Below are 13,514 nucleotides of genomic sequence, written 5' to 3' on the forward strand. Positions count from 1 at the left end.
GCGCCCGTTCCTGACCGTCTACGAACCCGCCTGCGGCGCCGGCGCCATGATGATCGCGATGACCCAAGCGCTCGCGGCGCAGGGCATCGAGTATCAGACGAAGGTGCACGTGACCGCCGACGACATCAGCGCGATCGCCGTGCACATGAGCTATGTGCAGCTGTCGCTGCTCGGAGTGCCGGCAGTGGTCAATCGACGCAACTCCCTGACGCTGGAGCACTTCGACACATGGCCGACTCCGGCGCACGTTCTCGACGGCTGGGCTCGGAAGCTCGAACTCACTGGGTCGGCTTGAGCGCGGCCCTCAGCGGGGCAGGACGAGCCCGCGACTGTCCCACTCGTCGAAGTCCAACGCCCAGTGGCCGCCCTCACGCGAGCTCTCCACGAACCGATGACCGAGCGCGGTCCGATCCGTGCCCCAATCCTCAATGATCCGGATCGGAGTGCCGCTCTTGTACCAGCGCTCGTCGATCGCGGCGGCTATGCGCTCCGAGGCATTCATGAGACTTGTTCCACCGTTCTCGCGAACGATCACGACCGTCTCCCCGTCTGTCAACGACCACGCCTCGGTGTAGTAGCGGCCATTGTGCGCAGTCGCGACGTAGTCCGCGCCGAGGAAGATCGGCCGCCGCCCCTGTGGTGCATCGTTGGCGTCGACGGTCACTGCATCAACCATGGTTCACCCCTTGATCCTCAGCCCGCGATGAGCTGTGAAACGCGCCCGCGGGAGACTCGAAGAATGGCCGCGGAGTCGGTCACGGAGAACCCGGCTTCGCGGAGGTGGCGTGCCGCGGCGCGCGCCTGAGCGGCCGCCTGTACGCTCGCCGCCGTGGCTTCCTCCGTTGCCTGCCTGGCCGCCGAAACCTCGTCATAGAGCGCCCCGATGTCAGGGACGACCGTGATCGTCCAGTCGCTGTGGTCGATGCGGGGGTCGATGCTGTCGAGGTAGTCGCGTACCTGCTGCTCGGCCTTATCGAGCGTTGCAACCTGAGTGGCGGCGTTGCCGTCGATGTGCAGTTCCCAGCCGCGCTCCCACTTGTGAGCCGTTGCGGTGATGTTCATGAGTCCTGATCCTCCTTCTTGGATGCCTCGATCGCCTTCAGCACGTTACGAACCAGCCCCGGCGACACGTCGCGCGTCTGGGTGATCACGACCTGCTGGGAACCCTTCGACCACACCTCGTGATCGCCCTTGCCCTGCCTCGAAGAGAACCCGGCCTCCCGCAGCAATGCGACGAGCGATCGGTATCTCATCGGCTTGACCATAAGACTAGTTTAGGGGGGCTAGATACTCAATGTCAATCCCCCCTAGATACCTCTGGATCCCGAGCTCACTGAGGTGGCGAAGTGTCTGGCTCTCTGAATCCGGGATTGCTCTCGCGAGACGTTCGTTCGCGATCCTTCAATGTCTGACCCCCCTAGTAGTTTGTAACTGTCAGGGATACCAGTTACTAGGAGGATCAGAAATGGCCACCACAACCCCCGCCCAAACGGTCGCCGACTACTACGCGACCACCTACGGAGCCGAGTTCGCAGAGCTCGCCCTCGCCAGCACCCACGACTACTTCGACCTGTGAGGAGACCCACGATGACCACCGCACTCCCCACCCTCAACCGCCAGTCCAACCCCCTGCTGACCGTCATGCGCGCAGCGGGCCGCGCCGGGGTCGCCGTGCTCCTGTGGGGCAAGCCCGGCATCGGCAAGTCGTCGCTGTTGCAGGCGCTCGCCGACGCCGAGGGCATCCCCATGGAAACCGTGATCGCGTCCCTCCGCGAACCCGCCGACTTCGCGGGCCTGCCCGTCGTGCAGGACACCGGCGTCGAACTGGCCGCGCCCGCCTGGGCGGTCCGCCTCGCCGGGGTCGATGACGGCTACCTGTTCCTCGACGAGTTGACCACCGCACCGCCCGCCGTGCAGGCCGCAGCGCTCCGCGTCGTCCTCGACCGGGTGGTCGGCGATCTCACCCTCCCGCGAGGCGTGCGCATCGTCGCCGCCGCGAACCCGCCCGAGCAAGCCGCCGACGGCTGGGACTTGGCCGCACCCATGGCCAACCGGTTCCTCCACATCGACCACGAACCCGCCACCGACGACTGGATCGACGGCATGACCACCGGCTTCCGGGTGCCCGCGTCCGGTCGAGTACTCGACTACTCACCCCTGCTCCGCGCCGCGAGCCGCGCTCAGGTCGCATCCTTCATCCGCACCCGCCCCGACCTTCTCCACGCCCTGCCCCGCGACGACGCCGCCAGCGGACGCGCCTGGCCCTCGCACCGCACCTGGACGATGACCGCCGACGTGCTCGCGTTCCTCGACCCGGGCGACACCCCCGCCAACCTCCTCGCCGCCAGCGGCTTGGTCGGCGAGGGCGCGGCCACCGAGTTCATCGCCTGGCGCTCCCTGAACGACCTCCCCGACCCCGCCGACGTGCTGGCAGACCCCGAGTCCGTCCCGTGGGCCACCCTCGAACCCTCCCGCGCGTGGGCCACCCTCACCGCCGTCACCGCCTACGCGACCGCAGACGGCACCAAGACCGGCTGGACAGCCGCATGGGCACCCCTCGCCGCCGCCGCCAACGCGGGACTGCAAGACGTCGCCGCCGCCAACGCCCGCGCCCTCCTCAAGTCCCGCCCCACCGGAACCCGCCCCCCGGCGAGCGCCCGCGCGTTCCTCGCGATCCTCACCGACGCCGGACTGATCCCCCAGGAGGCCGCAGCATGAACCCCACCATCCGCCCCCTCACCGACGACGAACGGCGAGCGCTCGCCGCAGCGCGTCTGGTTGCCGTCGAGTCTGCTCCCTACCTCGCCCATGCGCTGTTCTCGGTGCGGCCTCTTGCAGCGGTCGGGCTGGCCACGTTCGCCGTGGACGCGCACTGGCGGCTGTACGTCGACCCGGCGACCCTGGCCGAGTGGGGTCCGCAGGTGTCGGGTGCCGTTCTCGTGCACGAGGTGTTCCACCTGGTGCGCGACCACGCGGGCCGCGCCGCGGCGTTGCCGGGGCCGGTGGATCACGCGCGGTGGAACATCGCCGCGGATGCCGCGATCAATGACGATCTGCTCTCTGCGGGCCTGCCGCTGCCGGAGTGGGTTGTCACACCGGCAAGCCTCGGTTTGCCCGCTCAGGGCGTCGAGGAGGCCTACTACGCCGCGATCTCGCCCCAGCCGCCGCAGAGCGAGGTCGGGTGCGGGTCGGGTGCGGGTGACCCTCGGCAACCGTGGGAACCGGCACCCGATGCTCCCGGGATGCCGGGGTTGGACGACGGTCAGGTGACGATCACGCGCCGCAAGGTCGCGCACGACGTGCGCGACCTTGCGGCGACGGGGCGCGGCACCGTCCCGGCTGGGCTGTCGCGCTGGGCGGGTGAAGAACTGGCCGCGCCTACGGTGCCGTGGCGGAAGATGCTCGCCGGTATGGTGCGTCGCGCGGCCTCGCTCACCACGGGTCGGATCACATACACATACACGCGGCCCGGGCGCCGCCGCCTCCCCCAGATCATCACCCCCGCGATGCGCGCGCCGCGCGTGACGGCGGCGGTGGTCATCGACACGTCGGGGAGCATGACCCGTGCCGACCTCGATACCGCGCTCAGCGAGATTGGCGGCGTCGTCAAAGCGGTTGGAGGCTCGGTCAAGGTGATCGCGTGCGACGCCCGCGCCACCCGCGCTCGCAATGTGCGGCACGCGCGCGATGTCCGGCTGATCGGCGGCGGTGGGACCGACATGACGGTCGGGATCGCGGCTGCCGAATCACTGACGCCCAGCCCCGATGTAATCATCGTCCTGACCGATGGGGACACTCCCTGGCCGTCGCACCCGACCCGTGCCCGCCTCATCGCTGTGCTCACTCGCGAGCGCGGCATGAGCAGGCTCCCCGCATGGGCGCGCGGCCTCCACGTCCCCGCCGTCACTGCCGAGAATTAGCGCCTCGCCCTCACGGAGCGACGAAATAGGGCCACCCCCCAGACGAACAGGAATAGGGCAATTCCGAGTACAGACCATATGACCACTGCGATCGCTACGCCCATGTTGGCGTCCGTGCCATTCAGGGCATTGAAAGTGACAAAGAAGAGGGTCGAGCTCCAGCCGATGAGACTCAGAACCTTCCCGACACCGTCCATCAACGCCATGAACGTTCCGCGCTGCGCGCCGTGCACGCCCGCGCGGATCGACATACCGGCACCGTTGACGATCACACCGATCACGAGGATCCAGGCTGCAGCGGTTGCCGGATCGGGCAGCTCCGGAACGGTCCACAGCGGCACTACTAGCGCCACAACCAGCGCGATCGCAGAAACGATCAACCACCATCCGCGTGTAGGAGAGTCTGCCGCTTGCGTGTCACGTGTCATTGCTACATCATGCCCTGCGTTCAGCGATGCGCCGGGTGCTCCTACGGGAAGGGCCTCGAGCTCGCCTGATCGATGAGGGCCTTCTCTGCGGGACTCGACAAGGCAACGGCGCCCGTCGATGCCTCTTGGCTCATTGTTCACCGGATGTGTCTAGTTCTGCCGGTGTCGGTGCCCCTCGGTACATTGGAAGTAGACAGAGAGAGGACACCATGACCTCAGCAACACCACCCATCGACTCCGCACTCATACGGCTGGGAGACCGCATCTGCGAGGCTGCGGGCACCGACCTCCGCACGGTGCTCGACGATCTGACAAGCGGTTCAGGCGGCTCCTGCACGCCTCCCGCGATCCGCTCCGGCTGGCAGGTGTCCGACACGGCCCTCCCCACCCCAGACGGGACGGTGGCCCCGTGAGCCGCGCACAGTTCGACCTCGGCGCTCGGCTCCGCGCGGCGCACACCTCCGCCCCGGTCCCCACCGCCGCGTATGCACCCGCGATCCCGCCCACGGGCGGCATCGCCGTGACCGTGGATACCGACGGCGATCACGTCTACCTCGCCGCCACAGACGACAACACCGGTCGCGTGCTCACCGGCACCGACCGGGCAGGCCTCGACGCCCTCGCCTCACTCGGAGCCACCCTCACCGCCCCGCGCCGCCCCGTCGTCGTCGGCACCTCACGCGACCTCGCCACCCTCACAGCGCTCGCACGCGCCTACCCCGACGCCGCTGCATCCCCTGTGATCGGCTGGTGGGACGACCGTCTCGACTACCCCGGCACCGACGCCGTGCACGTCGTCGCCGACGCCGCACGGCTGCGCTGGACCCTCGGCGTCCACCCCGACCGCGAGCGGGAGGTCGACACCTGGGCGCACTGGCTCGGCGTCACCATCACAGGCCCGCAGCGACTCCTCGACCTCGCACGCCGCACGACCTCCGGCCCCCTCCTTCCGGGCATCCTCCACGCCAGCATCCTCGACACCGCCTCCTGGGAGCGGTACACGAAGCGTCTGGCGGCAGGACGCCCCTGGTGGACCAAAGACACCCGCATCGACGCCGCGCTCGGACTGATCGGCCGCTCTCACGCGGCAGAGTGGTACGAGTCCCTGCGACTGTCGGACCCCCTCGTCGCCCTAGCCGCCTCGCACGACGGAACCCTCGTCCCGGGCCACGTGATCGCCCGCGCCGACGATGCCGCCGTGATCGCCGCCGACCGTCCGCTGAGCAGGCTCCGCGTCGGGACGAGGGTCAGCGGCTGGGCAGGCGACCCCGCGAACGCAGGCGCAGTCGAATGCATCACCGGGACCGTCACCGCCGCCACCATCGACACCGCCGCGCAACTGACGATCACCGTGAACGGCATTCCTCGCCGCCACCGCGAGGTCAAGATCGGCGACCGGGTCACCCTCCGTCCCGCACGGGTCGATCCGAACATGCAGGCCACCGCACGCCAACTCGCATCCGCGGGATACCGACGCGGCACCAACTGGATCGCCGGGAGAGGCAAGCCCGTTCCCCGCCGCGGCGACGTTCCTCTCGACGTCATCGTCGCCGCGGCTGGCACCTAAACTGTCTACTTATCCCGGTGTCGGTGGCCCCTTGTAGATTGAAACCATGAGGAAAGCACCCGCCGCAACCACCCAAGCCCCACCCGCCACCACGGCCTCCCCCACCACGGCGAGCGCGACGGATCACCTGCGCAATCCCACGCTCGCACAAGCACTGTTCTCCGTATGGAGCGGCGACCCCGCAGTCGTCATCGACTCCCCTCCCGGAGCAGGCAAGACCCACCTCATCACCCGACTCGCCCACCAACTGCACACCCGCGCCGGGATGACCGTCGCCGTCGCCGCACAGACCCGCGCACAAGCCGTAGACGTCGCCAACCGCACCGCCGCGACCGGCGCACCCACGATCCTCCACGTTGACGCCGAGAAGGAACGCCCCCGCACCCTCAACCCCGGCGTCACCCTCACCAACTCCCGCACGCTCCGCCCCGGCAACGGCGTCATCGTCGCCACCACCGCCCGCTGGCTCTGGGTTCCCGGCAACCGCAGCGTCCACTTCGACGTCCTCCTCATCGACGAGGCCTACCAACTCACCTTCGCCGACCTCGGAGCGCTCGGCGCGCTCGCCGATCAGTTTGTGCTCGTCGGCGACCCGGGCCAGATCGACCCTGTGGTTACCGGGATAACGCGGCGCTGGGACGCGCAGAGCACCGGCCCGCATGTCCCTGCTCCCCAGGCGCTCGTCGCGGCGCACGGCGACGATGTGGCGCGGTTGAGGCTGCCGCAGACGTGGCGGTTCGGCCAGGACACCGCCGACCTTCTCGCGCCGCTGTATCCGGCGCTCCCGTTCACGTCCGCTCGGCCGCCTCGGCACCTGACGCTCGACGGCGACACTCTTCCTGAGTACAGGGCGATGCCTGTGCCCGCGACGGGTGGCACCGCCGATCCGCACGTGATTCTCACCGCGACAGGGGCTGTCCGAGACCTCATCGCCCGGGCTGCGGTCACGACCCCGGACGGCACCCGCCCCATCGGTGCGGCCGACGTGGCCGTGATCGCGCCTCACGTGGAGCAGGCGGCGCTTGCGGCGGCGGGGCTGGCTGATCTGCCTGACGTGTTCGTGGGGACGATCAATCAGGCGCAGGGGCTTCAGCGGGAGGCTGTGGTCGCGATCCACCCGCTGCTCGGTCATGACGTGGGCGAGAGCTTCGCTCTCGACCTGGGCCGGTTGTGCGTGGCTCTCTCGCGGCACCGCGCGCACGTGTCGGTGGTGTCCGATGAGCGCTCGCCCGATCTTCTCGCTACGGCGCTGGCCGAGCACCCTCAGTCGGGTCGGATCGCTGTTCAAGAGCAGTTGCTTGGCCGCCTCATCGCCGCGGGATGAGACCTGCGCCCGGCGCCGGTCACCCCTCGGCAGGTCCTCGTCGCGTCGGCGGGGACCAGTCCCATCCTGGGACCGCGTCGAGCGCGGCCACTTCCGTGTCGCTCAGCAGGCCGGCGGCGTGCCGCTCGCGCCAGTAGGCGGCGCGGCGGCCGAGGGGGATGCTACGGCGGCCCATGCGGTGTGTGTCCGCGTACCGCAGGCTGCCGGCGTCTCGCTCGGGCTCTGTGGAGATCCAGGACAGCAGCGCTGTGATGAAGTCCCCCTGGCGCGTCTTGCGCTCCTCGAGGGCACCGGGGATCCGCGTGAGCTCACGTCGCTGCGATGGCGTCAGCGGCTCGTTGCGCTGCTGCCGGAGCCATCGTGAGAGCGGCGCGTCGGCGCGCTCCAGCCCGTCGAGCGTCCCGCGCTCGGTCGCATATGCCTGAAGCCGCGAGAGGTGCTTCGACCAGACTTTCGTCGACCGGGCCGAGTATCCATCCCACGACCATCCCGCTCTGCCTGCGAGCTCGGCGATCTGGGAGGCGCTGAGCGCGTCGGCACGGTAGCGAATGCGCACGTTCTTCACCCGCTGGCCGAGGGGATAGTCGACGCCGCCGGCGCAGCTCGTGGCCGCCTGCGGAACGCGGGCATCTCCGTGGCGCGCGATCCACCAGTCGAGCTGCTCGAGGAACGCGGACCAATCCGCGGGTCTCATGCTCATTGTTCGGGCCCTTCTGCAGCCGCCGTGGATGGCCTCGGCACCATGTCTGCCTTGCCGACCATCCATCCCCGGCATCTCGTGCGCGGGGCGATGTTATGCGGCGCTAGTAGGTAGGTGGACGCCATGCGCAGGGCGGTCATATCGGCGTTCCACATCGCTGCGGTGTTGCGGCCGCACTCGGGGCAGATGGCGCGCTCTGCGCGGCTGCGGACGGCGCCGCGCCGGCCGCTCATGAACGCCCACTTTCGGTATCGACGCGCTTCACGCGAGTGACGCTGTCGAGCTTCCGCTCGATGTGAACGAACGCTCTCTGCAGGCAGGATTCTCGCCCTCTGGCGGCTCCGCGCTGTTGCTCGTTCATCGGCACTTCCATTCGCGCGCTTAGGACGTTGACATCGGAATAACTAGACACCCTATCGTCGTCCACCGACAGTCCCGGCGGCGATACACGCTCCCGAACACCATCCTCCTGCTTCTGTACCTTCATGTCCGAAGTAGATGCTACTTTGTACCTGTCAGGGATACGAACAGGAGTGATCATGCGTCGAGCCAGTATCGGAAGCATCCGCACCACAGTCAGCACTGCCGCCGACACCCAGTACGAGAGCAACCAAGCACTCGCCCGCCGCGAGGAGGAGCTCGATGGCTACGCCGCCGACGGGTACACGCTCGTCAGCACCATCTCAATCACTGCAGCCGACCGCGCGATCATCGTCGACACCCTGCAGCGCATCACGGAAGGCTGAGCCGTGGCGGCCACTTGGGGCGGAGTCACAACCGTGCAGCCACCGCCTTTGACGAACCCGTCAAGCCCCTACTGCCAGCGGTGGGCAGGTGGTCGGCACAGTTGGCGGCACGTGAGCGAAGGAGGGTTCGATGCCTCACAGTTCGAGGTGCGACCGATTCCCGAATCCCTCGCCCGCTTGATTGTCGCCAGGCACCACTACGCCGGAACGCTGCCGGCAACACGGTTCTCCTGGGGGATGCTCACCCGAGACGAACGTCTGATCGATGACTCCACGCCACAGGTCGACGGCCTGGGGCTAGTCGGCGTCGCCTGCTTGAGCGTGCCCATGGCCGCATCCGTTCTGTCCAACGTTTTCCCGCAGCTGGAGCCCTTCACAGAGTCGCTCGAGCTCGGCCGACTCGTCCTCACCGACCCCGTTCCTGCCAATGCCGAGAGCTGGTTCCTAACCCGGGTGTGGCAGCAAGCGGCCGCGACAGGCCTGCGCGGCATCGTCTCCTTCGCTGATCCCCTCCCTCGCCACCGCGTGGCCGCAGTCACCCTGCCAGATGGAAGCGTGACCGAGTCGGTCGAGATCTTGAGTCCCGGCCATGTGGGCTCGTGCTACCAGGGCGCCGGCGCGATCGCCTGTGGCCGATCCACCGCACGCACCCTCATCTACCTCCCCCGCTACGGCACCGTGCTGTCCGAGCGAACGCTGTCGAAGATCCGCCAACAGGAGAGCGGCAGCGCAGCGGCGGAGAAGCGGCTGGTCAGCCTCGGCGCCTCTCCGAGACGCCGAGGCCAGGATCCTCTGACCTGGCTGCGGTCCGCACTGGACGACGTCGGCGCGACACGTCTACGCCATCCGGGAAATTTCCGATACGCGTGGCCCATCGGGCCCCGCCGACAGCAACAGCGATCAGCGATCGCCATTGCCACCACCCCCTACCCGAAGGCCGCCACCCACCGGCTCGCTTCACCACTCAGCAGCTCGCTTCACCACTCAGCAGCTCGCTCACCACTCAGCAGCTCGCTCACCACTCGTCACCACTGATCGGCGCCGACCATGCGCTGGCATCACCGGACGCAGGGTCTTTTGTCGACCGACACCATCCAGTTCCACCCCTTGTTGGTAGAGGCAGCCGCCCATCGAAACCCGAAGCGACCGACCCGTGCTCGGCCCACACGAACGGTAGGAGTCTGTGATGGAGAAGGACGATCTGCTGAAGCTGACGGCGTGGCCGGAGCGTGAGGAGGACGCTACGGCCGATGCCCTGATCGTGCACGGCGCGCGCCTCGCGATGGGGTGGTCCGCCGAGACACGACCGCTCTCAGCGCGCGTCTTCCGGATGTCGAAGGACGACCCGGAGTACCAGGACGCGATGCGCCGCTACCTCGACGCCATGACAGCGATGATCGCTGAGGCGCAGGTCACGGCGGCGCTCGTCGCGATCCAGGAGGTGTCGCGCGAGCAGGCGAACGACGTCGCACGCCGACTCTGGCACTTCACCGAGGACGGCGGTCTGCTGCACGAGCTGATGTTCGACTACCTCGACGCTCGCGGCATCCCGTCTGAGCAGGTGTGGGAAGCGGCAGAGGCCTTCACCGCGTCGGAGCACGGTTCGGTCGATCCGTCGCCGGTGGATCCCGAGCACTGACAGACAAAGGAGACTAGAGATGACCATCGACGAAAAGACCACGTACACGGCGACTTCTCTGCCGGGCGCCCAGCCGCGTGAAACCCGCGAGGAGGCTGAAGCGGACGAGGCCCGCGGCGTCGAGCTGGCGGAGTACCTGGCCGTCCTCCCGACACTCACCGAAGAGCAGTGGGCGCGGGGTGCGGTGTGGGTTGAGGCGCGGGGTGCGGCGTGGGTTGAGGCGTGGGATGCGGCGCGGGATGCGGCGCGGGTTGAGGCGCGGGTTGAGGCGTGGGATGCGGCGCGGGTTGAGGTGCGGGATACGGCGCGGGATACGGCGTGGGATACGGCGCGGGATACGGCGCGGGTTGAGGCGTGGGATGCGGCGTGGCGTGCGGGTGCGGCGTGGGATGCGGCGTGGGATGCGGCGTGCGCGATCATCGCCCGCGACCTCATCACTCCCGTCCAGTTCGATACCCTCACCGCGCCGATGCGTGCCGCCGGGGTCAACTTTGACGCGCTCGCAAACCACGAGGACGGGAGTAAGTGATGCCCGCACGGCCTATCGAGACGTTCCAGAGTGAGGGCTGGTATCGCCCCAGTGGCGCGCGGTCGGAGCACTACTTCCGCCCTTCCGACCGCATGAGCGCACGTCTTGGCACGCCGTCGCTTGAAGCGATCTGCGCGCCGAAGAACGGGTTGGGTTACGGCAGCGGCGAGGGCATCCGGCCGTGGCTGGAATCCACCGCGAGGGGCCGCGTGTGCAAGCAGTGCGCGCAGATTCAGGAGGCCGCACTGTTCGCCGAAGGTGACTGGTTCGGTTCGGGAGGTTCGGAGCATGCCTGACGGAAGCCCCATCGACCAGTGGTGGAAGTCTCACCGACCGGCGCGCTCGACCTCGGCGTCGAAGCGCGTGTGCGCAGCGAACCGCTACGGCGTCGCCTACTGCGGCACGAGCCGCAACGCGGGCATCTCCACCAACCCCACATCCGTGACGTGCGCCGACTGCCAGGCCGCGATCGCCGCGGATCAGAGTTCGGCCGCTCCGTCGCCCCCCCAACACCGTCGGGAACGAGTGATGCCGATCACCCAACCGATCCCTCGCCCGACAACGCGGGCCGAGTACGAGGCCGCGAAGCCGTCCATGATCGACACCCACGGCCGCCCCCTCGTGATCACCATGTGCAGCGCCTGCAAGGTCGAGCACTTCACGGTTGAGCCATGCCTGTCCATGGTGCCGTGCCCGCGCTGCGGATCCACTCGGTCACGCTGCTTGCGACCGTCCGAGCACGAAGCCGCAGAGTGGCACGCGGAGCGCATCGAAGCCTTCGACCAGCTGCGCGATCGCCTCGAGGACCAAGGGATCGCACAAGTCGCCAAGTGGGCTGAGCACGCATCACTCGCGATCGCCGCATGCGGTGGCGCGGAGGGGCAATCATGACGCCGCGGATCGGCACGTCAGAGCCCACGATGAGCGACTTCTATTGCGGGGCGGGGGGCTCGTCGACGGGTGGCGTCGCAGCAGGGGTGCGAGTGCGCATGGCAGTGAACCACTGGGATCTCGCAATCGAGACGCACAACACGAACCACCCGGACACGGATCACGACAAGGCCGACGTCAACAAGGCCGACCCGCGCCGCTACCCACGCACGACGATCGGCTGGTTCTCCCCGGAGTGCACCTACTGGTCGCAGGCGCGCGGCGAGAAGCTCCCCGACGGGCAGCTCGCGTGGGACTTCTTCGGCGACTCGCTCCCGAACGAGGCGGCAGACCGCTCCCGGATGGGCATGTGGGACGTCCCGAGGTTCGCCGCGCACCACCTCTACGACATCGTGATCGTCGAGAACGTGCCCCGCGTCGTGAAGGGCGTGCACTGGAACCGCTGGCTGACGTCGATGCACGACCTCGGCTACCTGCACGAGGTGGTCTGGCTGAACTCGATGCACGCCCAGGCCCTCGGGGACGGCGCCCCGCAGTCCCGCGACCGCGTCTACATCGTGTTCTGGCGCGCCGGTAACCCGCGCCCCGCGTTCGAGAAGTGGCTGCGCCCCGCGGCGATCTGCCCTGAGCACGGCCTGATCCAATCCGTGCAGGTCTTCAAGCCGAAGGGCTCCCCGATGAAGACGTACGGCGCGCAGTACACGCTGCGCTGCCCGCACCCGTCTTGCAACACCGAAGTGTTCCCCACGGTGGCCGGCGCGGACACGATCATCGACTGGTCGCGCCGCGGCACCCGCATCGGCGACCGGAAGGCGCTCGGGATGCGGGAGCTCGAGGAGAAGACGATGCTCCGCACCTTCCACGGCGTCAAGCGGCACTGGGCGCCGATGGTGATCGAAGCCGCCGGCAACACGTACGACGCGGCGTCGCCCCGCCACCCCCAGCACGGCAACCCCGACGCCTACTACCGGGCGTGGCCCGTCGACGAGCCACTGCGCACCCTCCACACAACCGCGTCGAAGGGCCTCATTGTCCGAGGTGAAGGGAACACCACACCGGCCCGGCCAACGGACTGCCCGATCGGGTCGATCACCGCCGCCGGGTCGCAGTTCCTCGCGACGCCGCCGCTGATCGTGAACAACGTCTCGGGGGCGGACCTGTCCCGCACGCGCCGGGCGTCGGACCCGCTGCCCTCGCTGGTCGCCGGCGGGAACCACGCCGCGCTGCTCGTGCCGGTCGAGGGCCGTGACGGGAAGACTGCTCGCCGGGCCGCGGACCCGCTGCGTACCCAGTCGACGCGCAACGAGACGGGCATCCTGGTGCCGCTGCGGAACCACGGAGTCGCGAAGTCCACGAGATCGCCGATCGACACGGTCGCGGCATCCGGTAACCACCACGCGCTGCTGATGCGAAACAACGGCGGACCGGAGAAGTCCGCGTGGCAGACGACCCCCGCATCCGAGCCGCTGCGTACTCTCACGACCGCGGGACACCAATCTCTCATCGAGACCGATGCGCTGCCCGAACCTGCATCGACGCTCACCGATGACGAGATCTGGCAGATGGTCTACGACGCCGAGTTCCGGATGCTCGAACCGGACGAGGTGAAGTGCGGGATGGCGTTCCCGACGTCGTATGTCCTCCTCGGCAACAAGCGGGAGCGGGTCCGCCTGGCCGGGAACGCGGTCACCCCGAACGCCGCGCGCGACATCATCGCCGCGTGCATGGAATCTCTCGGGTACGACAGCTGGGCGCTCGCGGCTTGATCTC

General features: G+C 68.6%; 17 protein-coding genes and 1 pseudogene. 12 read left to right on the forward strand and 6 right to left on the reverse strand.

What is annotated here, in order from left to right:
- A pseudogene (locus G3N18_RS01790) lies at nt 1-295 on the forward strand (SAM-dependent DNA methyltransferase); the annotation flags it as partial.
- Between the two features lie 9 nt (nt 296-304).
- On the opposite strand, the gene G3N18_RS01795 reads toward G3N18_RS01790, so the two are convergent.
- Genes G3N18_RS01795 through G3N18_RS01805 form a run of 3 tightly spaced genes read right to left on the reverse strand, consistent with a single transcriptional unit; the run spans nt 305 to nt 1,253 of the window.
- Nucleotides 305-664, reverse strand: a complete 360-nt coding sequence (locus tag G3N18_RS01795; protein WP_196382608.1) for a hypothetical protein — start codon at nt 662-664, stop codon at nt 305-307.
- A gap of 29 nt (nt 665-693) precedes the next feature.
- Complete coding sequence (locus tag G3N18_RS01800; protein ID WP_196382609.1) at nt 694-1,062, reverse strand: antitoxin HicB; 369 nt, start codon at nt 1,060-1,062, stop codon at nt 694-696.
- The gene (locus G3N18_RS01805) at nt 1,059-1,253 is read right to left on the reverse strand and encodes a type II toxin-antitoxin system HicA family toxin (protein ID WP_206692883.1); all 195 of its coding nucleotides are present in this window, start codon (nt 1,251-1,253) and stop codon (nt 1,059-1,061) included. Before G3N18_RS01805 ends, G3N18_RS01800 begins: the two co-directional genes overlap by 4 nt.
- A 334-nt stretch (nt 1,254-1,587) precedes the next feature.
- Here G3N18_RS01805 and G3N18_RS01810 point away from each other — a divergent pair, with 334 nt between their 5' ends.
- Both G3N18_RS01810 and G3N18_RS01815 read left to right on the forward strand, forming a co-directional pair.
- The gene (locus G3N18_RS01810) at nt 1,588-2,718 is read left to right on the forward strand and encodes an AAA family ATPase (protein ID WP_196382611.1); all 1,131 of its coding nucleotides are present in this window, start codon (nt 1,588-1,590) and stop codon (nt 2,716-2,718) included.
- A complete protein-coding gene (locus G3N18_RS01815; protein ID WP_196382612.1) occupies nt 2,715-3,920 on the forward strand; it encodes a vWA domain-containing protein in 1,206 nt (401 codons plus the stop codon). Before G3N18_RS01810 ends, G3N18_RS01815 begins: the two co-directional genes overlap by 4 nt.
- Here G3N18_RS01815 and G3N18_RS01820 read toward each other — a convergent pair.
- A complete protein-coding gene (locus G3N18_RS01820; protein ID WP_196382613.1) occupies nt 3,917-4,348 on the reverse strand; it encodes a hypothetical protein in 432 nt (143 codons plus the stop codon). The genes G3N18_RS01815 and G3N18_RS01820 overlap by 4 nt on opposite strands.
- Before the next feature lie 409 nt (nt 4,349-4,757).
- Between G3N18_RS01820 and G3N18_RS01825 the strand changes: the two genes are divergently transcribed.
- Entirely contained in the window at nt 4,758-5,915 is a 1,158-nt protein-coding gene (locus tag G3N18_RS01825) for a hypothetical protein (RefSeq protein ID WP_196382614.1), read from the forward strand.
- Nucleotides 5,916-5,961: 46 nt separating this feature from the next.
- Nucleotides 5,962-7,239: an AAA family ATPase gene (locus G3N18_RS01830; protein ID WP_196382615.1), complete on the forward strand. Its 1,278-nt coding sequence runs from the start codon at nt 5,962-5,964 to the stop codon at nt 7,237-7,239.
- Between the two features lie 19 nt (nt 7,240-7,258).
- Here the strand turns inward: G3N18_RS01830 and G3N18_RS01835 are convergent, their stop codons facing one another.
- Both G3N18_RS01835 and G3N18_RS01840 read right to left on the reverse strand, forming a co-directional pair.
- Entirely contained in the window at nt 7,259-7,939 is a 681-nt protein-coding gene (locus tag G3N18_RS01835) for a helicase associated domain-containing protein (RefSeq protein ID WP_196382616.1), read from the reverse strand.
- Nucleotides 7,940-8,168: 229 nt separating this feature from the next.
- Complete coding sequence (locus G3N18_RS01840) at nt 8,169-8,426, reverse strand: hypothetical protein (RefSeq protein ID WP_196382617.1); 258 nt, start codon at nt 8,424-8,426, stop codon at nt 8,169-8,171.
- A 52-nt stretch (nt 8,427-8,478) separates the two neighbouring features.
- Between G3N18_RS01840 and G3N18_RS01845 the strand changes: the two genes are divergently transcribed.
- The 7 genes from G3N18_RS01845 to G3N18_RS01875 all read left to right on the forward strand — a co-directional run bounded on the left by G3N18_RS01845 (nt 8,479) and on the right by G3N18_RS01875 (nt 13,510).
- The gene (locus G3N18_RS01845) at nt 8,479-8,685 is read left to right on the forward strand and encodes a hypothetical protein (RefSeq protein ID WP_196382618.1); all 207 of its coding nucleotides are present in this window, start codon (nt 8,479-8,481) and stop codon (nt 8,683-8,685) included.
- Between the two features lie 111 nt (nt 8,686-8,796).
- On the forward strand, nt 8,797-9,720 hold the full coding sequence (locus G3N18_RS01850; RefSeq protein WP_196382619.1) for a Mom family adenine methylcarbamoylation protein: 924 nt from the start codon (nt 8,797-8,799) through the stop codon (nt 9,718-9,720).
- Between the two features lie 151 nt (nt 9,721-9,871).
- Nucleotides 9,872-10,324 carry a hypothetical protein gene (locus tag G3N18_RS01855; RefSeq protein WP_196382620.1) on the forward strand — a complete coding sequence of 151 codons (453 nt, stop codon included), beginning with the start codon at nt 9,872-9,874 and terminating at the stop codon, nt 10,322-10,324.
- Between the two features lie 19 nt (nt 10,325-10,343).
- Nucleotides 10,344-10,853, forward strand: a complete 510-nt coding sequence (locus G3N18_RS01860) for a hypothetical protein (RefSeq protein ID WP_196382621.1) — start codon at nt 10,344-10,346, stop codon at nt 10,851-10,853.
- Complete coding sequence (locus G3N18_RS01865) at nt 10,853-11,149, forward strand: hypothetical protein (RefSeq protein WP_196382622.1); 297 nt, start codon at nt 10,853-10,855, stop codon at nt 11,147-11,149. Before G3N18_RS01860 ends, G3N18_RS01865 begins: the two co-directional genes overlap by 1 nt.
- Complete coding sequence (locus G3N18_RS01870) at nt 11,142-11,744, forward strand: hypothetical protein (RefSeq protein WP_196382623.1); 603 nt, start codon at nt 11,142-11,144, stop codon at nt 11,742-11,744. Before G3N18_RS01865 ends, G3N18_RS01870 begins: the two co-directional genes overlap by 8 nt.
- A 29-nt stretch (nt 11,745-11,773) precedes the next feature.
- Complete coding sequence (locus G3N18_RS01875; RefSeq protein WP_230403758.1) at nt 11,774-13,510, forward strand: DNA cytosine methyltransferase; 1,737 nt, start codon at nt 11,774-11,776, stop codon at nt 13,508-13,510.
- Nucleotides 13,511-13,514 lie beyond the last annotated feature (4 nt).

It is taken from the genome of Microbacterium paulum, from assembly GCF_015707995.1.
In the GTDB taxonomy this organism is placed as follows: domain Bacteria; phylum Actinomycetota; class Actinomycetes; order Actinomycetales; family Microbacteriaceae; genus Microbacterium; species Microbacterium paulum.